We start from the raw sequence: 18,421 nt of genomic DNA on the forward strand, positions 1-18,421 counted from the left end.
CGGTGAAAAAACGGTGCCTCGGGAATGCCAGAGGTTACCGCTTCCTCGCGAAACGTGTCACCACGGCGCCATCGTAAGCGGAGTGAAAACACCGGGCATCGCAGCTTCGCCATTCAACCTGCGTACCGCATGTTCCGCCGACATCGTCTTGTTAGTCGGCAGGCGGTACATCGACAACATTGGCACGAGTGGCGTCGGGAGCGATGTCGTCGTCAGTGTCAATGGCACGGCGCCTGGGTGCTGTGAAGGAGAAGCCTTTCGTTGTGTCCATGGGTGATGTCCCAACGGGCTTCTTGAAAGTTGGCAGAGAATTCGTCGTGCACCGGTAGTACAGAGCTGCTGCCATCAGGTCAATTTCGCTGTCCGGCAGGTCGTCCCCGAAGAAGTCCGGCACAGCGTCTCTGAGTAGTTGCAGGGTAGCCGGTCCTTCTTCCTTGATGTTTGTCCTAAGTCGTTTAGTCCTGGCCTCCTCGAAGGCTTTCCGTGCCTTTTCCTGCCGGTTCTGCGGACGCAGTTGCGCCGCGCTCAAAGGAGGATGTTGCTGAGGCCAGGCTGGCGCACGTGCTGTGGGATCTTTTGGAACTTCGCGTTCTGTTTTCTTCGATCTGGTCGGCCCGGCGGCCGGCTGATCCACATAAAGCGCACCTGAATCACCTGCTTCGCGGCTGATGCGGCATCCCATACGACTCTCCATCTGATTGAGCGGTTGCAGGCGCGCAGACTAGTGCCCACCATTGGCTGCAAGACTGAATGAAAGTGCCGCTTTCATTGCCTTTCTTACGAAATGCCGTCTTGAATTCCGAAATCGAATAGCGTGCGACACCGCTGCCCCACCCGACCTGTGCCGGTCAATTCCTCGCACACATCTCGCAGCGAACGCGCGATGCGAGCAAGTTCGCAGACAACGTTTCAGCAGGTCACTGCGCTCTGCGCAGGAATATCCGTGAGCCGAGCCGCCGACGACACAAAGATGATCAACGCCTGCACCAGAAACGCGGCGGCCGCGACGACAAGACACGCGTCCATACCGTAATGCCCGCTGATCATCGCACCGAGCAGCGCGCCCAGCGGCCGTGCGCCATACGTCGCGGTACTGTTGATCGCCGATACGCGGCCCATCATGCCGGACGGCGTGATCGCCTGACGCAGCGTCGTCGATCCGACGGTCCACAGGATCGGCCCCGCGCCGAGCAGGAAGAAGCTCAACGCAGCGAGCCAGAATGACGGCATCCAAAGCGTCGCGACCATCACCAGCGAGGCGAGCAATCCGCACGTTGGCCCGATCGTCAGCACACGACCGAACATGAGACGCCGCGCGATGGCCGGTGCGGCCAGCGCACCGCACACCATGCCGACGCCGTATGCGCCGAGTGTCATACCGACCGCCGACGCAGACAACCCGAGCCGGTGTACGGCGTACGGCACATAGACCGATTGCAGCGTGAAGAAGCCGAGGTTGAAGAACACCGCGGTGGCGAGCATCGGTCGCAGCAGCGCGTCGCCGAGCACGAAGCGCGCGCCATCGCGCAGTTCGAGCAGGAAGTGCCGCGGTGCTGCGGGCGTTCGCGCCGGCTCGCGCAAGCCGGCCAGCAAACCGACTGCGAGCATCGACAATGCGGCCGCGCAGCCGTACGCCCAACCCGCGCCGATCCACCCAACCAGCAAACCACCGAGCGCCGGCCCCGCCGAATAGGCAACGCTGCGCGCGAGCTCGATGCGGCCGTTCGCCGCGGCAAGCGCGGTGCGCGGTACGAGCGAAGGCACGAGCGCCGGCGCCGCGACGCTGTACGCAACCGTGCCAGTCGCGCCGAGAAAACCGAGCACGGCGAGCAGCGATAGCGACAACGTGTGCATGGCGATCAGCAGCAATACGCCCAGCATCGCGAGGGCACGCACTGCTTCGGCGACCGTCATCAGCGTGCGGCGCGAGCGGCGATCGGCCCATACGCCAAGCGGAATCGACAGCAACAAAAACGGCAACGTCTGCGCGGTTTGCAGCAAGCCCGTTTCATGCGCAGACGCGCCCAGCATGAACACGGCGACGAGCGGCGCGGCGGCGAGACTGACCTGCTCGGCGGACTGTGCGACGAGATTCGACCACGCGAGCCGCTGGAATGCGGCCGGCAGTTGCGGATGCAAGGAAGCCATAGTGATCTCCGGTGACGATGACGCCATCGTCACCGGAGTGCTTATCGGAGGCGCTCCGGTTCTTGCTCTGTTATTCGACTATGCGACTACGACCGCGCTACGCCTCAAGGCGCGTATGACGACGCCACGCCGCTTTCGAGTCCATGTTCGAGCGTCGCACGCACGATCGACAGCCCACGCGTCAACGCCTCGCGCGAAGTCGCGCCGGTCATGCAGATGCGCACCGCGTGCGGCGCGGCATTGCGACCGATCACGAAGCTATCGGCGGTCTTTACGAGCACGCCTTCGTGACGCAGCGCCGCTGCGAATTCCGCGGCGCGCCACGGCTCGGGCAGCGGCAGCCACAAATGCGAACTCGTCGCCGCGTGCCGGTATGCGATGCCCGCGAGCACCTCGCGCGCCACCGCGTGCTGCGTCTCGATGTGCGCGCGCTGCAAACCGTACAGTCGCTCCATCTCGCCGTTCTCCACCCAGCGCGCAACGATCTCCGCCATCAGCGGCGCGGTCATCCAGCAGTCGCTGCGAATCACCGCCGCAATCTTCGAGCACCACGCCTGCGGCGCCTGCAGATAACCGACGCGCAACCCCGGCGCGACGGATTTCGATAACCCTGCAATCAGAAACGCCTGTTCGGGCAACCATACCGACAACGGATCGGGCGGACTCTCGAGCAGCATCGCCGGCACGATGTCTTCGATCAGCAGCACGGCGTGCCGGCGCAGGATGTCCGCGACGGCCTCGCGCCGCTCGACGGACATCGTCGCGGTGGTCGGATTGTGGATGGTCGGCACACAGAAGATGGCGCGCGGATGCAGCGACTTGCACGCGAGTTCGAGCGCGGCGGGCACGAGCCCTTCGTGATCGATCTCGACGCCGACCAGATGCAACCGCAGTTGCCGCGCGAGCGCGATGATGCCCGGATAGCTGACCACTTCGGCGAGCACCGTATCGCCAGGACGCGCGACCGCGCGTAGTACCGAGGCAAGCGCGTGCTGCGCGCCTTGCGTGACGAGCACGCGTGCGGCGCTCGCCGGGCTGCCCGAACGCGCGAGCCACGCAGCACCGGCCAGGCGATGGCGCATCGAGCCCGCTTCGGGCGCGTACTGCAGCAGGTCGGCGGTAAGGCGTTCGTCCGCTGCGATCTCGCGCAGTGTCGCCGACAACGCCGCTGCTTCTGCCGTGGATTGCGGCACGTTCTGGCCGAGATCGATCAGCGCCGGCGCCGCCGGCATGCCGGGGCGCGTCTCGAGCGGCGGTGCACCGCCGCCCGGCACATCGCGTACACGCGCTTGCGCCACATAGGTGCCGTCGCCCACACGTGCATTCGCTAGCCCCTGGCGTTCGAGCTCCGCATAAGCGCGACTGATCGTGCCCGTCGTCACATGCAGTTCGTTCGCGAGCGAGCGATGCGGCGGCAGTTTTTCGCCGGCCGGCAATTGCCCGTTGAGGATCGCCTGCGCAAACGCGCGCGCAATAACCTGGTACTTCGGATCGCTACCCGCCTCGATTCGCGGCAACCACGCATTCGTCGCCATGATGCGACCGTCTCCATTGTCGGGTCAGGGTGTCATTTAAATGATACGCAGACAATCGGGCCGGATTGCACCCGATTGCATGCAGTCATTTACTTTAATTGAAGCGATTGAATTGCATGATTTGACTTCATAGCATGACACCCATCCTGATTCAATCGATTCTGCCGCCACCACAAGAAATAACGCGGCGCCCCCGGGAGGAGACCCGATGAGCCACGCAGCAACGGCCTCGACGCGCATCGTCCGCATCGAGATCACGCACCATCAGCTCGATCTCGATCCGCCGTTTCCGGCGTCGTGGGATAGCCAGCCGCGCCGCAAGTTTCCCGCGACGATCGTGCGCGTCCACGACGACGCGGGCCACGTCGGCATCGGTTCCGGCGATGCGATGTACGGCTTCGCCGACTACCAGCATCTGTTTATCGGCACCGATCCGCTCGATCTCGTGCGGCACAGCGCGGTGCTCGACAACATCGGTTTTCACGCAGGCCGCCCCTGGCCGCTCGATATCGCGCTGTGGGACCTCGCGGGCAAGATTCGCGGCGAGCCATGCTGGAAGATGGCCGGCGGCCGCGGCCAGCGCGTGCGGGCGTATGCGTCGAGCGGTGTGCATCGGCGGCCCGACGAGATGGCTGAGATGGCGCGGCACGTCATGACACGCGGCTTTCCTGCCTTGAAAATCCGCTTCGGCAGACCGCGTCTCGCCGATGATCTCGACGCGCTCGCCGCCGTACGCGACGCCGTCGGCTCGCAGCTCGAATTGATGGTGGACTGCAACCAGGGCTGGCGTATGCCATGGGACACGGCCGCGCCGTGGACCGTTGCCGAAGCGCTCGAAGTCGCCCGCGAACTCGAGAAGCAAAACGTCTACTGGATCGAAGAACCGCTGCATCGCGGCGATTACGACGGCTATGCGCAACTACGCCGGATGACGCCGCTGCGCGTCGCGGGCGGCGAGTTGACGCGCGAGCGCTACGAGTTCGATCAACTGCTCGCACGCGACTGCCTCGATGTCTTTCAGCCCGACGTCGCCTGCACGCTCGGCATGGAAGGTCTGCGGCAACTCGCGCAGGCCGTCGAAGCGCACGGCAAGGTATTTACGCCGCACACGTGGGGCAACGGCATCGGTCTCGCAGCGAACCTGCATCTGACCGCCGGCGCCGCGTCGGCATCGTTCATCGAGTTTCCATACGACCCGCCGGAGTGGTCAATCGCGCGGCGCGATTTCATGTTGCAGCAACCGATCGACATCGATGCGCAAGGCTGGCTCACGCTGTCCGATGCGCCGGGTCTCGGTCTTGTGCTCGACGAAGCCGTACTGAATGCCACGCAAAGCGCGCGCAGCACGTACGCGTGATGGGTGATGTGTCACGCAGCCGGCCCAGCCCCCGATATCAACAGGAAGGAGACAGTTATGCAGATCAAACCCTGGATGCGCGCCACCTGTGTCGCATTCGCGGCCGCCGTATGCTGGCCTGCTGCCGCACAGGCGGGCAGCTGGTGTTCGGCGGGCAAGACCGTGCGCTTTGCGGGCGTCACATGGGAGAGCGGATCGTTTAGCTCCGAAGTGCTGCGCTTCATCGCCGAGAAGGGTTACGGCTGCAAGACCGACACGGTACCGGGCAGCACCGCGGCCACCGAAACCGCGATGTCGCGCAACGATCTACAGGTCTGGTCCGAGCAATGGACCGGCCGCTCGGAGATCATCGCCAAGGCGGTCAAGGACGGCCAGGTCAAGCTGATCGGCGACACGCTGCCGGGCGGCACTAACGAAGGCTGGTACGTGCCTGAGTACGTCGTGAAGGGTGACGCGAAGCGCAACATCAAACCGCTCGCGCCGAACCTCGTATCGGTGGCCGATCTGCCGAAGTACAAGGATCTCTTCGAAGACGACGAAGAGCCGGGCAAGGGCCGCTTCCTGAACTGTCCCGCCGGCTGGGATTGCGAGCGCGTGAACCGGCGCCTGCTGAAAGTGTTCAACCTCGAAGATTCGTACACCGACTTCCGTCCGGGCACGGGCGCTGCGCTCGATGCGGCGATCACCTCGGCCTACGAGCGCGGCAAACCGATTCTCTTCTACTACTGGCAGCCGGCCGCGCTGATGGCGAAATACCGCTTCGTCCAGCTGAAGATGCCGCCATTCGACCAGAAATGCTGGGAAACGCTGCGCGCCGATAACAGCGCGTCGCAGTGCGCATCGTCGTATCTGGTTTCGCATCTGAAGGTCGGTGTGTCGACGCCGTTCTATCAGGCCGAGCCCGATCTGATGACCGCGTATTCGAAGGTCAGTTTCCCGATGGACTTCCTGAACAAGACCATTCTGGAGATGACCAGCAAGAAGATCGACGGCGAAACGATGGCGAAGCAGTTCCTGCGCGAGCATCCGGAGATGTGGAAGGCCTGGGTGCCGGCCGACGTCGCGCAGAAGATGCAGACCGCGCTGGCGGGTAGCTGAGTATTGTCAGCCCCGGTCAGCCGCGGTCAGCGGCGGTTAGCCGCGACGCGGTGTGACATGAGGTGACGTGGAGGATTCGTCATGAGTTCGATTTTCCTGCATCTGTCGATCGCCGACTGGGTGAACGACCGCGTGCAAACCTTCGTCGCTGCATACGGCGACAGCTTCCATACCTTCAGCATCGCGGTGCTGCGCTATGTGCTCGTGCCGCTCGAAGGCGCACTGCGCGCGCTGCCGCCGTGGCTGATCCTGCTCGCGGTCGGTGTGCTCGCGTGGCATGCGACACGGCGTCTCAGTGCAGCCGCGTTCTTCATGCTGCTGCTCTACGCGATCGGTTGCTTCGGGCTGTGGGACAAGCTGATGCAGACGCTCGCGCTGATGCTCGTTGCGACGGTGCTGTCGGTGGCGTTCGGTGTGCCGATCGGCATTCTCACGTCGCGCAGTGCGTGGCTGCGCCGCATCCTGCTGCCGGTGCTCGACATCATGCAGACGCTGCCGAGCTTCGTGTATCTGATCCCCGTGCTGATGCTGTTCGGGCTCGGCAAGGTGCCAGCGATTTTCGCCACCATCATCTACGCGTTGCCGCCGCTCATCCGTCTGACCGATCTCGGCATCCGTCACGTCGATAGCGATGTCGTCGAGGCCGCGCGCGCATTCGGTACGACGCGCTGGCAGTTGCTGATCAACGTGCAGTTGCCGCTCGCGCGGCCGAGCATCATGGCCGGCATCAACCAGACGACGATGATGGCGCTTTCGATGGTCGTGATCGCTTCGATGATCGGCTCGCGCGGACTCGGCGAAGACGTGCTCGCCGGCATCCAGACACTCGATGTCGGCAAGGGCATGCAGGCCGGTATCGCGATCGTGATTCTGGCGATCGTCATCGACCGGATCAGTCAGGGGTATGGCCAGGACCGTCGCCAGCGACGTCTGCTGGCGTTGCGTCGTCGGGCGCGCACGGCTTCGCGTGTGCCCTATCGTACTGACCGTACTGACCGCGCCGGTAATGCCGCCGCCGACAACGCACCCGCGGCAGCCGGCACGCAGGACGGCAACCTCGAAGCCCGCACGGCGAAGTAACCAGGAGCCTCTGATGGCAGCGATCGAAGTCAGACATGTGTACAAACTCTTCGGCCCCGAAGCGAGCCATGCGCGGGTGCTCGATTTGCTCAAAGGCGGCAAATCGAAAGCCGACCTACTTGCACAGACAGGCTGCAACGTCGGCCTGAACGATGTGAGCCTGCATATCGGCTCGGGTGAAATCTACGTGATTATGGGGCTGTCGGGTTCGGGCAAATCGACGCTCGTGCGGCACTTCAACCGGTTGATCGAACCGACCGCGGGCGAGATCGTGATCGACGGCTCGGATGTGATCCAGCTCGACGCGCGCGGTCTGCGTGAATTGCGCCGCTTCAAGGTCAGCATGGTGTTTCAGAATTTCGGACTGCTGCCGCATCAGAGCGTGCTCGACAACACGGCCTACGCGCTGCGTACGCGCGGCGAGAGCCGGCAGCAGGCGCATGAGAAAGCGCGGATGTGGCTCGGTAAGGTCGGCCTCGACGGTTATGCGGATCACTATCCCGACGAGCTGTCGGGCGGTATGCGGCAACGCGTCGGGCTCGCGCGCGCGCTCGCCGCAGATACGGACGTGCTGCTGATGGACGAAGCGTTCTCCGCGCTCGATCCGCTGATCCGTACCGAGATGCAGGACCAGTTGCTGCAGCTGCAGGCGACGTTGAACAAGACCATCGTCTTCATCACGCACGATCTCGACGAGGCGCTACGTATCGGCAACCGCATCGCGATCCTGCGCGACGGCACGCTGGTGCAGGAAGGCACGCCCGATGAAATTCTCACCCGACCCGCCGATGAATACGTGCGCCGGTTCGTCGAGCGACGCGCGAGTGTGCAGTAGCAGCGACGCTGTAGCGAGATTGATGTTGAAGGGATGCGTGCGGTCGGTCGCGCGTTGTCGCCCGGTGCGGTCGCTCGGCCTCGCTGCCTCCGGCGGGTAAAATGCGCTCGCACGGCGTTGCCGCAGCTACCGCGGCAAGCAACGTGCGCCGCTCCCCTTCGCCCTCGCCCATGAATCTCGAAAGCATTCTCTTCACCCAGGGTTTCGGTTCCCGACGCCAGTGCCGCGCGCTGATCACGGAAGGTCGCGTCGAGATCGACGGCGCGATATCCGGCGATCCCAACGCCGAGGTCACGACCGATGCGCTCACGTTCTGCGTCGACGGTGCGCCCTGGCCGTATCGCGAGCGCGCGTATGTGCTGCTCAACAAGCCGGCTGGCTACGAGTGCTCACGCGAACCGCAACATCATTTGAGCGTATTCAGCCTGCTGCCTTCGCAGTTCGCGGCGCGCGGCGTGCAATGCGTCGGCCGGCTCGACCAGGACACGACCGGCCTGCTGCTCCTCTCCGACGACGGCCAGTTCGTGCACGCGCTGACCGCGCCGCGCCGCAAGGTGCCGAAGACCTATGTCGCGACCACCCGCCATCCGCTCGACGATACGCAGCTCGCCGCGTTGCGTGACGGCGTGCTGCTGCACGGCGAAGCGCAACCGGTCGTCGCCGTCGATGCCCGCGCGCGCGATACGAATGTGCTCGAGCTGACGGTGCTCGAAGGCAAGTATCACCAGGTCAAACGGATGGTGGCGGCAGCAGGCAATCGGGTGGAGGCGCTGCATCGCGAGCGGATCGGCGGACTCGTGCTGCCGGCGGCACTCGCCGAAGGAAAATGGCAGTGGCTCGACGCCGCCGATCTCACCACCCTGCAAGCCCGCTGAGCGACCGAATAACCGCACGAAAAACCGCCCGATTAACCGCCCGATTAACCGCCCGGCCCCGCCCATATTCCTTCAGGAAGATTACCAGGCGGGTAAACCGGTAGCGCCACCCTCATTGCCCCGCAAACCCCCGCCAGAGCGTGAATGGCTGCGCGTCGACCCGATGCGCGCCGGCTTTTTGCGTTGCGCCGCAGCATGCCCTTCCTGACAGCGCACCCTATACTCGATTAAACAACCATTACAAAGGATTCAGGGAGAAGCGCCATGGTCATCAATGAAACTTTTGGGGTTACCTACGTGATGATTGCGGTCACGTGTCTAGGCGCGGTTCTGGTCGGCGGCTTGCTGACCGCGATGCATCTGAGGCATCAATATCATCCGAATCTGATCGGTGCATTGATCGGCGCACTACTGTGCTTCCTCGTACTCGAAGCACTGCCGGCGCTGACCTGACGCTCACGCCATCGAAGCGAAGCGTCGCTCGAAGCACCATGACAGATTGTCTGACGGCACGGATCTGGGTCCGTGCCGCTTCAGTTCGTCTCGTGAGTTGCGCGCAGGAAATCGTCGACGCTCGGGTAGCGCAGACGTACCTTTAGCTCGTCCTTCAATCGCGCATTATCGAGCCGGCGCGACTCGCGCATGAACGACAGCAGCATCGGATCGAGTTGCTGTTCCGCGGCCTCGCGCGTCACGCGCGGCGCGCGCGCAAGACCGTACGCATCCGCGACACGGTCGAAGTATTCCCCCATCTTCATCTCGCTGTCGTCCGACGCATGGATCACGCGTGCCGGCCGGCCGTGCGTCGTCATGCGCACAAGAATCGCCGCGAGATCGTCGGCGTGGATGTGGCTCGTGTAGACGTCGTCTGCATCGACCAGCGCGGGGGTGCGCTTCTCGAGCCGGGCAAGCGGCAGGCGGTTCGCCGCATAGATGCCGGGGATGCGCGCGATCGATGCGCTGATCGCGCCGCGTGCGGTCGCGTGCCGCAACTGCTGCTCGGCGGACACGCGGCGCTTTGCCCGCGCATTCGCCGGCCGGGGTGTGCGCGTCTCGTCGATCAGCGCGCCGCCGCAGTCGCCGTAGACGCCGGTCGTACTCGCATAGACGATCTTCGGCACGGTCCGTGAGCGGCCGGTTCGCGCAACCCCGTCGGGTACAATAGCGCCTGTTTCGCGTTCCACCGCCAAACCGCTGCGCAGACGGCGCAAGCGCGCCACAGGTACGGTTGCATTGCGTGCCGGGCCGCCCCGGCGAGCGCTCAACGCGGCAAGCAGCGCGCGCGTGCGGCGATCGTCGTCGCCGGTTTTCTGCGGCGGCGCCAGATGCAGCACGGTCGGCGCCAGTCCCGCGAGCCGCCTGAGGCTGCCGCGCACGTCGAGGTCCCCGACCAGTGGCGTCACACCGGCTGCGCGCAGCTCGACGCAGCGGGCCAGTTGGCTCGTCAATGCAACGACGCGCATGTGCGGCAGCAGATGTCCGACGCAGCGCATGCCGACGTCGCCGCAGCCCACAATCAGTACGCGCGGGCGGCGCAGGTTTCGTGTCGCTTTCATGGTGGACGCATTGTAGCCGCGATGTAGCTGAAACAAACGGCGCGCACCGATTACCGACTTTTCGAATTCGATCACTTTATGGCATTTAACGTAACGCTCCGGCAAAGCGGCCGGCAGTTTCAGGTAGAACCCGACGAACCCGTCCTCACCGCGGCCCTGCGCCAGGGCATCGGCCTGCCGTACGGTTGCAAGAACGGCGCATGCGGCTCGTGCAAGGGCACGGTGGTGAGCGGCCAGGTCGAACAGCGCGTGCATTCGTCGTCGGCACTGTCGAACGACGAAAAGACCCGCGGCATGGCGCTCTTTTGCTGCGCCACGCCGCAGACCGATCTCGAGATCGATATCCGCGAAGTAGCAGGTGTCGGCGATGTGCAGGTGAAGAAGCTGCCGTGCCGCGTGAATGCGATCGAGCGCAAGGCTGACGACGTCGTCGTGCTGAAGCTGCAGTTGCCGGCCAACGAACGCCTGCAATATCTCGCGGGCCAGTACCTCGAATTCATCCTGAAAGACGGCAAGCGCCGCAGTTACTCGATGGCGACCGCGCCGCACGCGGAAGGCCCGATCGAACTACACATCCGCCACATGCCCGGCGGCGCGTTCACCGATCACGTGTTCAACACGATGAAAGAGCGCGACATCCTGCGCTTCGAAGCACCGCTCGGCACGTTCTTCCTGCGCGAAGACTCGGAGCGGCCGATCGTGCTGCTCGGTTCGGGTACCGGCTTTGCGCCGCTGAAGGCGATCATCGAACATGCGGCGTTCCAGAATATCGAACGCCCGATGACGCTCTACTGGGGCGCGCGCCGCAAGAAAGACCTGTACCTGCTGGAACTCGCCGAACAATGGACGAAGGATCTGCCGAACTTCCGCTTCGTGCCGGTTCTGTCCGAACCCGACGCGGGCGATGCCTGGACCGGCCGTATCGGCTTCGTTCATCGGGCCGTCATCGAAGATCTGCCAGACTTGTCCGCTTATCAGGTGTATGCGTGCGGCGCACCGGTCATGGTCGAGTCGGCACAGCGCGATTTCACCCAGCATCACGGGTTGCCGGAAGGCGAGTTCTACGCGGATTCGTTCACCAGTGCCGCCGATCTGGCGAACCCGGTCTGACGACGATCAACGGCAGATCAGCGGCAAAATGGGCGAAATTGATGGTTTACACGAACGCGCGCGGTGTCGTATTCTTTCGCCCATGAACCGCATCCAGTCCGAACTCCGACGTCGCCGCTCGCCGCTCCCTTAGGGGCGCCGCTGGCTTCGTCACGGATTCGCGCCGTCAGGCGCATGTTGTTCGAATCATGAAAGCCACGGCCTGCCGTGGCTTTTTTGTTTTTCCAGTCCTTCTTCTATCCGCTTCGCCTGGAGCCTGCTGCCATGAATTTCAATGAGTATCCCATCGAGTCGTTGATGTACATCACGAACCGGCCCGAGATCGTGTTCACGCACGGCAAGGGCTCGTGGATCTACGACAACGAAGGCAAGCGCTATCTCGACTTCATCCAGGGCTGGGCCGTGAACAGCCTCGGCCACTGCAACGAAGGCATGATCGAAGCGCTGGAAAAACAGGCGCGTCTGCTGATCAACCCGTCGCCGGCGTTCTACAACGAACCGATGGCGCAGCTGGCCAACCTGCTCACGCAGCACAGTTGCTTCGACAAGGTGTTCTTCGCGAACAGCGGCGCGGAAGCAAACGAAGGCGCGATCAAGCTCGCGCGCAAGTGGGGCAAGAAATTCCGCGACGGCGCGTACGAGATCATCACCTTCGATCACAGCTTCCACGGCCGCACGCTCGCAACCATGTCGGCAAGCGGCAAGCCGGGCTGGGACACGATCTACGCGCCGCAGGTGCCGGGCTTTCCGAAGGCCGATCTGAACGACATCGCATCGGTGGAAAAACTGATCACCGGCAAGACGGTTGCGGTGATGCTCGAACCGATCCAGGGCGAAGGCGGCGTGATTCCGGCTACGCGCGAATTCATGCAGCAACTGCGCGATCTGACGAAACGGCACGGCATCCTGCTGATCGTCGATGAAGTGCAAAGCGGCTGCGGCCGTGCGGGCACGCTGTTCGCGTACGAGCTGTCGGGTGTCGAGCCGGACATCATGACGCTGGGCAAGGGCATCGGCGGCGGTGTGCCGCTGGCGGCGCTGCTCGCGAAGAAGGAAGTGGAAGTGTTCGAAGCTGGCGATCAGGGCGGCACCTATAACGGCAATCCGTTGATGACTGCCGTCGGTTACTCGGTGATTTCGCAACTCACCGCGCCCGGTTTTCTCGAAGGCGTGCGCGAACGCAGCGAGTATCTGCGCACGAAACTGCTCGAGTTGTCGGAAGAGCGCGGCTTTGCGGGCGAACGCGGTGAAGGTCTGTTGCGTGCGCTGTTGCTCGGCAAGGACATCGGCCCGCAGATCGTTGAAAAAGCGCGTCTGATGCAACCGGACGGTCTGCTGCTGAACGCCGCCCGCCCCAACCTGCTGCGCTTCATGCCCGCACTGAACGTCACGCACGAAGAAATCGACCAGATGCTGGCGATGCTGCGCACGGTGCTCGACTCGCTATAAGCAACGGGAGGCCTCGCCGATGACATCCGCTACGCTCTCGATCCGCTGCTTCGATGCCCGCGACACCGACACGGTCATCGCGCTATGGCAAGACGTGTTCCCCGAATACCGGAACCCGGACAAGCCGCAGCGCGACCCGCGCCTGTCGATCGCGAACAAGCTCGCGACGCAACCCGAACTGTTCTTCGTCGCAGAACGTGCGGGGCGCCTGGTCGGCACCGTCATGAGCGGCTACGACGGCCACCGCGGCTGGATTTACTCGCTGGCGGTCGATCCCGCGCATCGCAGGCTCGGTATCGGCACACAGCTCGTCGAGTACGCGGAAGCTGCACTGACCGCGCGCGGCTGTCCGAAGGTCAACCTGCAGGTGCTGTCGACGCGTAGCGATGTGCAGGCGTTCTACGAAGCGCTCGGTTATCGCGCCGATGAAGTGATCAGCATGGGTAAACGTCTCGGCGCTGCGGCGGCGGTTGCTGGTTGAGGTCTTTTTTAGCCCGGGCCGGTGGGTGGTGCAAAGAAAAAGCCGCATGCCTCCTTGAACTGAGGCATGCGGCTTTTTTGTGCTTCTACAACGCTTATTCACCCAGATAAGCAGCCCGCACCTTCGGATCATCAAGCATCTGCTTCGCGTCGCCGGACATCGTGACCAGGCCCGAGTCCATCACGTAGGCGCGATTCGCAGCCTGCAGCGCGAGCCGCGCATTCTGCTCAACGAGCAGCACCGTGATGCCTTCCTTCGAGATCTCGCGCACCACTTCGAAGATCTTCTCGACCATGATCGGCGACAGGCCCATCGACGGTTCGTCGAGCAACAGCAGCTTGGGCTTGCTGATGATCGCGCGCGCCATCGCCAGCATCTGCTGTTCGCCACCCGACAACGTGCCCGCGTATTGCGAAGCGCGTTCCTTCAGACGCGGAAAGAAGCCGAACATACGCTCGACGTCCTTCTTGATGCCGTCCGTGTCGCTGCGCAGATACGCACCCATCTGCATGTTCTCGATGATCGACATGCGCGCGAAGATGCCGCGGCCTTCCGGCACCATCGCGAGTCCGCGACGCAGCAGTTCATGCGCGGGCACACCGCGGATCGACGCGCCCATGTACTCGATGTCGCCAGCCGAGTAAGGCTTCAGCCCCGTGATCGCCTTCATCGTCGTCGTCTTGCCCGCGCCGTTCGCGCCGATCAGCGTAACGAGTTCGCCCTGCGCGACTTCGAGGTCCACGCCCTTCACTGCCTGGATGCCGCCGTAGTTGACCTGCAGGCCCTTGATTTTCAACATTGCCGTAGCCATCAGTGAACTCCCGCGCCCAGATATGCCTCGATCACCTTCGGGTCTTTCTGCACGTCCTGCGGCAGTCCCTGAGCGATCACCTTGCCGTAGTCGAGCACTGTCATCTGATTGCACAGGCCCATCACCAGTTTGACGTCGTGCTCGATCAGCAGGATCGTCTTGCCGTCGGAGCGGATCTTGTCGAGCAGTTTGGTCAGCTCGACCTTCTCCGTCGCGTTCATACCGGCCGCGGGTTCGTCGAGTGCGAGGAGCTTCGGATCGGTGGCGAGTGCACGCGCGATCTCAAGACGCCGCTGGTGCCCATACGACAGATTGCGCGACGTGTAGTCCGCGTACTGTGCGATCCCAACGTAGTCGAGCAGTTCGATCGCACGTTCCTTGATTTCGCGCTCTTCCTTGCGCTCCGACGGCGTCTGGAACACCGCGCCGATCAGACCGTGGCGCGTGCGCACGTGGCGCCCCACCATCACGTTTTCCAGCGCAGTCATGCCGCCGAACAGACGGATGTTCTGGAACGTCCGCGCGATGCCGGCCTTCGCGACCTGGTACACCGCGGTCGGCGTGTAGTTCGTGCCGTCGAGCTTGAACTCGCCGGAATCGGGCGTGTACAGACCCGTGATCACGTTGAAGAACGTCGTCTTGCCCGCGCCGTTCGGTCCGATCAGACCGTAGATCTGCCCTGCCTTGATCTCGATGCCGACGTCGGACAGAGCCTGCAGGCCGCCGAAGCGCTTGTTGACGCCCTTGACGGACAGTCGAATGTCATTGCTCATGCGTTTTCTCCTGTCCTTACGCGCGTACCGGCTTCTTGCCGCTGCGCTTCGCAAACTTCGCGATCTTGTCTTCGTGCTTCGGCGACGGCCACAGGCCTTCGGACCGGTACAGCATGATCAGCACCATCGCGAGACCGTACAGCAGCTGACGGATCACTTCGGTGTCGACGATCTGGTGACCGAAGATCCAGTTTTGCAGCGGACCCATCGTCGAGCGCAGGAATTCGGGGAACACGGAGAGCAGCACCGCGCCGAGAATCACGCCGGGGATGTGGCCCATGCCGCCCAGCACCACGCACGCGAGCACCACGACCGATTCCCAGAACGTGAACGATTCCGGCGACACGAAACCCTGGAAGCCCGCGAACATCGCGCCCGACAGACCGCCGAACGACGCGCCCATCGCGAAGGCCAGCAGCTTGACGTTACGGGTGTTGATGCCCATCGCCTTGGCAGCGACTTCGTCTTCGCGGATCGCAGCCCATGCACGGCCGATGCGCGAGTGCTGCAGACGCGTACAGACCCAGATCACCAGCAGCGCACACAGCACGAACAGGTAGTAATACATGTACACGGTCGTGAACTGGAAACCGAACAGCGTGTGAGTCTGCGACAGGTTAAAGCCCGCGACGCGGATCGGATCGATGCCGGTGATCCCCTGCGGCCCGTTGGTGATGTTCACCGGACGGTCGAGGTTGTTCATGAAGATCCGGACGATTTCCCCGAAGCCCAGGGTCACGATGGCCAGGTAGTCGCCGCGCAGACGCAGCGTCGGCGCACCGAGCAGGATGCCGAACAGCGCGGCAAGCCCCATGGCGACCGGTACGATGAGCCAGATCGGCGCGTGCAGGCCGCCAGGGAACGCCGCTGAGATCCACGCGAACTGCGTGGTCAGGTGGGGCGACGACAGCAGTGCCGCGACGTACGCGCCAATCGCATAGAACGCGATATAGCCCAGGTCGAGCAGGCCGGCGAAGCCGACCACGACGTTGAGGCCCAGCGCGAGCATCACGTACAGCATCGCGAAGTCGAGCACGCGGACCCAGTAGTTGCCGCCTACGACACCGATCAGCATCGGTGCGGCAAGCACCAGCACTGCGGTAATGACGCCGACAATCAGCGTTTTGGTCGCGTTCTTCTCGGGGACGAGCGTCGTGGACGGCTCGATCGGTTGAATTGAGGTCATGTCTGTTTGCTCCTTATGGCCCGGGATCAGGCGCGATCCGCAACACGTTCGCCCAGCAGCCCCGACGGACGGAACACGAGCACGATGATCAGCACGACAAACGCAAACACGTCCTGATAGTTACTGCCGAACACACCGCCTGTGAGATTGCCGATATAGCCCGCACCCAGCTGCTCGATCAGGCCGAGCAGTACCCCGCCCACCATTGCGCCACCCAGGTTGCCGATCCCGCCGAGCACCGCCGCGGTAAAGGCCTTCAGACCAGGAATGAAGCCCATATAGAAGTGCGCATTGCCGTACTCGGACGCGATCATCACGCCGGCCAGCGCTGCGAGCGCCGAGCCGATCATGAAAGTGGCCGAGATCACGAAGTTCGGGTTCACGCCCATCAGGCTCGCGACGCCGGGGTTCTCGGCGATCGCCCGCATCGCGCGGCCGAGCTTCGTCTTGTGGACCAGCAGCAGCAGGCCGCCCATCACGAGGAACGCCACCACGATGATCACGATTTCGGTCATCGAGATCACCGCACCTGGTGTCGATTCGGTGGCCTTGATCACGTTGATCGGATCGGTCGGCAGCAGTTGCGGGAACGGCAGCGGGTTACGCGACCAGATCATCATCGCGAGCGTTTGCAGCAGGATCGACACGCCGATCGCGGTGATCAGCGGGGCGAGACGCGGGGCCTTACGCAACGGCCGGTAGGCAACCCGCTCGATCGTGTAACCGACCAGCGAGCACACCACGGCTGCAATGATCAGCGCGATGATGAGCGTCGGCACATTGCCGAGCCCGGGGAAATGATTGTGCAGGACTCCGATCGCGGACAGCGCAACCATCGCGCCTACCATCAACACATCGCCGTGCGCGAAGTTGATGATGCCGAGAATCCCGTAAACCATCGTATAGCCCAGTGCAATGATGGCGTAGACGCTACCAAGCACCAGACCGTTGAGGATCTGCTGGACGAAGATATCCATCTAAAGCTCCTTAGCGCGTGCGACTGGATTCACGTTTTTCATCGACCGGTGGGCGGTGATGGGTCGGAGAATCGCAACGGCACTGCGGGTACTGATATTAAGAACCGGTCAGGGTTATCCGCCTTCGATACCCCGGGCGACCGGAATGCGGTCGTCGGGTTGCCGGAAGCGGATGCAAAAACGGCACCGTCGGATGGTTCGGTGCCGTCACGTTGTACGTCCCGTCGTTACATGTTGACGACGTCGAGGACCGCACGGTTGCCGTCCCTGAAGTCGTAAAACGTAATGGCGCCTTCTTGCAAATCGCCCTTGCCACTAGATGCGATCCCGCCGGCCACCGGGTCGTAACCGGTGAGCGGCATCGCACCCCTCAGCAGGAGCGGCTCAGCCGAACTGGCGTCACCCGCCAGCTTGCCCACCTTGTCGGCACACACACCGTCGCCGCCAAGGATTTTTGCCCTGATGCCGGGCGCCGCCTGCTTCGCAGACAGCCCGCCCGTCGTGTCCATACGACCGGACAGGATCACGTCCGGCTGAACACGCTTGATCTTTGTGAGGATGCCGCAGGCCGTGGCGTTCGCCACCTGCGTGCCGGTTTCCGGGTCGGTTGCGGCGGCGCGGGCGTCGAACTGCAGCTCGATCCGGCGGCCGTCGATGGTCAAACCCTGTGCGTTGATGTCCTTTACAGCCAACCGTGCCCCATTTTCGTTGTCCCTGCACTCACTCTTCCTGCTGCTCGCGGTCACCATCGCAACCGCGGCCGCGTCGGGCACCGCGTGAGCAATCCTGGCTTGCATTAAACAGGTCTCCTGCGCCTTGCAAAATCCGCTGTCCCAAGGCCCACAGGGCTTCAGAAACGCGCGCATTGTAACTCCAATTATGCGACGGCCAATATATTGAGCCGGCAGGGTTTTCCTGCATTGCAACCTGATTTTAGGATCAATAATCGACCGATGGCGCAACCGGGTTGCACATCTTTGAAGCGCATCAGTTGCACCACACTGAACCCGGCCTGCACCAACTGTTGCACGCGATCCTTTTGAGAGCCCGTTTTCATCGGGTTTGGCGAGATTGGCAGGTCACCCGATTTCACGGCGCCAGTCTGAAGCGTCAAAAATCCGCCGAATAGGTCGGATCGGCGGGAAATAGG

Annotated in this window: 18 protein-coding genes; 9 read left to right on the top strand and 9 right to left on the bottom strand. The window is 63.3% G+C overall.

The annotated features are described in order from the left end of the window. Positions 1-151: 151 nt before the first annotated feature. From BWP39_RS05935 to BWP39_RS05945, 3 genes are all read right to left on the bottom strand, one after another. Entirely contained in the window at positions 152-682 is a 531-nt protein-coding gene (locus tag BWP39_RS05935; RefSeq protein WP_133116833.1) for a hypothetical protein, read from the bottom strand. A 227-nt stretch (positions 683-909) separates the two neighbouring features. Continuing rightward, positions 910-2,148 carry an MFS transporter gene (locus tag BWP39_RS05940; RefSeq protein WP_096717770.1) on the bottom strand — a complete coding sequence of 413 codons (1,239 nt, stop codon included), beginning with the start codon at positions 2,146-2,148 and terminating at the stop codon, positions 910-912. Between the two features lie 104 nt (positions 2,149-2,252). Continuing rightward, complete coding sequence (locus tag BWP39_RS05945) at positions 2,253-3,683, bottom strand: aminotransferase-like domain-containing protein (protein ID WP_096717772.1); 1,431 nt, start codon at positions 3,681-3,683, stop codon at positions 2,253-2,255. Between the two features lie 208 nt (positions 3,684-3,891). On the opposite strand from BWP39_RS05945, the gene BWP39_RS05950 reads away from it, so the two are divergent. The 6 genes from BWP39_RS05950 (at position 3,892) to BWP39_RS05975 (ending at position 9,381) form a co-directional block, all read left to right on the top strand. Continuing rightward, entirely contained in the window at positions 3,892-5,040 is a 1,149-nt protein-coding gene (locus tag BWP39_RS05950; RefSeq protein WP_096717774.1) for a mandelate racemase/muconate lactonizing enzyme family protein, read from the top strand. A gap of 57 nt (positions 5,041-5,097) precedes the next feature. Then, a complete protein-coding gene (locus BWP39_RS05955) occupies positions 5,098-6,138 on the top strand; it encodes an ABC transporter substrate-binding protein (RefSeq protein WP_096717776.1) in 1,041 nt (346 codons plus the stop codon). An 81-nt stretch (positions 6,139-6,219) separates the two neighbouring features. Next, positions 6,220-7,218, top strand: coding sequence for an ABC transporter permease (locus tag BWP39_RS05960; RefSeq protein WP_096717778.1), 999 nt, complete (start codon positions 6,220-6,222; stop codon positions 7,216-7,218). A gap of 13 nt (positions 7,219-7,231) precedes the next feature. Beyond that, complete coding sequence (locus tag BWP39_RS05965) at positions 7,232-8,053, top strand: quaternary amine ABC transporter ATP-binding protein (RefSeq protein WP_096717780.1); 822 nt, start codon at positions 7,232-7,234, stop codon at positions 8,051-8,053. 170 nt (positions 8,054-8,223) lie between these two features. Then, entirely contained in the window at positions 8,224-8,928 is a 705-nt protein-coding gene (locus tag BWP39_RS05970; RefSeq protein WP_096717782.1) for a pseudouridine synthase, read from the top strand. A 264-nt stretch (positions 8,929-9,192) separates the two neighbouring features. Next, positions 9,193-9,381, top strand: coding sequence for a hypothetical protein (locus tag BWP39_RS05975; protein ID WP_091011272.1), 189 nt, complete (start codon positions 9,193-9,195; stop codon positions 9,379-9,381). Positions 9,382-9,461: 80 nt separating this feature from the next. Here BWP39_RS05975 and BWP39_RS05980 read toward each other — a convergent pair whose 3' ends face one another. Further along, positions 9,462-10,484, bottom strand: a complete 1,023-nt coding sequence (locus tag BWP39_RS05980; RefSeq protein ID WP_096718589.1) for an NAD-dependent epimerase/dehydratase family protein — start codon at positions 10,482-10,484, stop codon at positions 9,462-9,464. Between the two features lie 78 nt (positions 10,485-10,562). Here BWP39_RS05980 and BWP39_RS05985 point away from each other — a divergent pair, with 78 nt between their 5' ends. The 3 genes from BWP39_RS05985 (at position 10,563) to BWP39_RS05995 (ending at position 13,524) form a co-directional block, all read left to right on the top strand. Continuing rightward, positions 10,563-11,594 carry a CDP-6-deoxy-delta-3,4-glucoseen reductase gene (locus BWP39_RS05985; protein ID WP_096717784.1) on the top strand — a complete coding sequence of 344 codons (1,032 nt, stop codon included), beginning with the start codon at positions 10,563-10,565 and terminating at the stop codon, positions 11,592-11,594. Positions 11,595-11,858: 264 nt separating this feature from the next. After that, on the top strand, positions 11,859-13,043 hold the full coding sequence (locus BWP39_RS05990) for an acetylornithine transaminase (RefSeq protein WP_096717786.1): 1,185 nt from the start codon (positions 11,859-11,861) through the stop codon (positions 13,041-13,043). Positions 13,044-13,062: 19 nt separating this feature from the next. Continuing rightward, positions 13,063-13,524 carry a GNAT family acetyltransferase gene (locus BWP39_RS05995; RefSeq protein ID WP_096717788.1) on the top strand — a complete coding sequence of 154 codons (462 nt, stop codon included), beginning with the start codon at positions 13,063-13,065 and terminating at the stop codon, positions 13,522-13,524. 94 nt (positions 13,525-13,618) lie between these two features. On the opposite strand, the gene BWP39_RS06000 is transcribed toward BWP39_RS05995, so the two are convergent. From BWP39_RS06000 to BWP39_RS06020, 5 genes are all read right to left on the bottom strand, one after another. Beyond that, entirely contained in the window at positions 13,619-14,335 is a 717-nt protein-coding gene (locus BWP39_RS06000; RefSeq protein ID WP_096717790.1) for an ABC transporter ATP-binding protein, read from the bottom strand. Then, positions 14,335-15,108, bottom strand: a complete 774-nt coding sequence (locus BWP39_RS06005; RefSeq protein WP_091011266.1) for an ABC transporter ATP-binding protein — start codon at positions 15,106-15,108, stop codon at positions 14,335-14,337. The genes BWP39_RS06000 and BWP39_RS06005 overlap by 1 nt, the downstream gene beginning before the upstream one ends. Positions 15,109-15,124: 16 nt before the next feature. Further along, the gene (locus BWP39_RS06010) at positions 15,125-16,294 is read right to left on the bottom strand and encodes an ABC transporter permease subunit (protein ID WP_096717792.1); all 1,170 of its coding nucleotides are present in this window, start codon (positions 16,292-16,294) and stop codon (positions 15,125-15,127) included. A gap of 26 nt (positions 16,295-16,320) precedes the next feature. Beyond that, positions 16,321-17,271, bottom strand: coding sequence for a branched-chain amino acid ABC transporter permease (locus tag BWP39_RS06015; protein ID WP_091011264.1), 951 nt, complete (start codon positions 17,269-17,271; stop codon positions 16,321-16,323). Positions 17,272-17,498: 227 nt separating this feature from the next. Next, positions 17,499-18,068, bottom strand: a complete 570-nt coding sequence (locus BWP39_RS06020; RefSeq protein ID WP_096717794.1) for a hypothetical protein — start codon at positions 18,066-18,068, stop codon at positions 17,499-17,501. Positions 18,069-18,421: the final 353 nt, after the last annotated feature.

The organism is Paraburkholderia acidicola (assembly GCF_002362315.1).
Taxonomy (GTDB): Bacteria; Pseudomonadota; Gammaproteobacteria; order Burkholderiales; family Burkholderiaceae; genus Paraburkholderia; species Paraburkholderia acidicola.

Coding starts and splice junctions, on each gene's coding strand:
- BWP39_RS05935 (WP_133116833.1), bottom strand. CDS start 682: ATGGGATGCCGCATCAGCCGCGAAGCAGGTGATTCAGGTGCGCTTTAT.
- BWP39_RS05940 (WP_096717770.1), bottom strand. CDS start 2,148: ATGGCTTCCTTGCATCCGCAACTGCCGGCCGCATTCCAGCGGCTCGCG.
- BWP39_RS05945 (WP_096717772.1), bottom strand. CDS start 3,683: ATGGCGACGAATGCGTGGTTGCCGCGAATCGAGGCGGGTAGCGATCCG.
- BWP39_RS05950 (WP_096717774.1), top strand. CDS start 3,892: ATGAGCCACGCAGCAACGGCCTCGACGCGCATCGTCCGCATCGAGATC.
- BWP39_RS05955 (WP_096717776.1), top strand. CDS start 5,098: ATGCAGATCAAACCCTGGATGCGCGCCACCTGTGTCGCATTCGCGGCC.
- BWP39_RS05960 (WP_096717778.1), top strand. CDS start 6,220: ATGAGTTCGATTTTCCTGCATCTGTCGATCGCCGACTGGGTGAACGAC.
- BWP39_RS05965 (WP_096717780.1), top strand. CDS start 7,232: ATGGCAGCGATCGAAGTCAGACATGTGTACAAACTCTTCGGCCCCGAA.
- BWP39_RS05970 (WP_096717782.1), top strand. CDS start 8,224: ATGAATCTCGAAAGCATTCTCTTCACCCAGGGTTTCGGTTCCCGACGC.
- BWP39_RS05975 (WP_091011272.1), top strand. CDS start 9,193: ATGGTCATCAATGAAACTTTTGGGGTTACCTACGTGATGATTGCGGTC.
- BWP39_RS05980 (WP_096718589.1), bottom strand. CDS start 10,484: ATGAAAGCGACACGAAACCTGCGCCGCCCGCGCGTACTGATTGTGGGC.
- BWP39_RS05985 (WP_096717784.1), top strand. CDS start 10,563: ATGGCATTTAACGTAACGCTCCGGCAAAGCGGCCGGCAGTTTCAGGTA.
- BWP39_RS05990 (WP_096717786.1), top strand. CDS start 11,859: ATGAATTTCAATGAGTATCCCATCGAGTCGTTGATGTACATCACGAAC.
- BWP39_RS05995 (WP_096717788.1), top strand. CDS start 13,063: ATGACATCCGCTACGCTCTCGATCCGCTGCTTCGATGCCCGCGACACC.
- BWP39_RS06000 (WP_096717790.1), bottom strand. CDS start 14,335: ATGGCTACGGCAATGTTGAAAATCAAGGGCCTGCAGGTCAACTACGGC.
- BWP39_RS06005 (WP_091011266.1), bottom strand. CDS start 15,108: ATGAGCAATGACATTCGACTGTCCGTCAAGGGCGTCAACAAGCGCTTC.
- BWP39_RS06010 (WP_096717792.1), bottom strand. CDS start 16,294: ATGACCTCAATTCAACCGATCGAGCCGTCCACGACGCTCGTCCCCGAG.
- BWP39_RS06015 (WP_091011264.1), bottom strand. CDS start 17,271: ATGGATATCTTCGTCCAGCAGATCCTCAACGGTCTGGTGCTTGGTAGC.
- BWP39_RS06020 (WP_096717794.1), bottom strand. CDS start 18,068: ATGCAAGCCAGGATTGCTCACGCGGTGCCCGACGCGGCCGCGGTTGCG.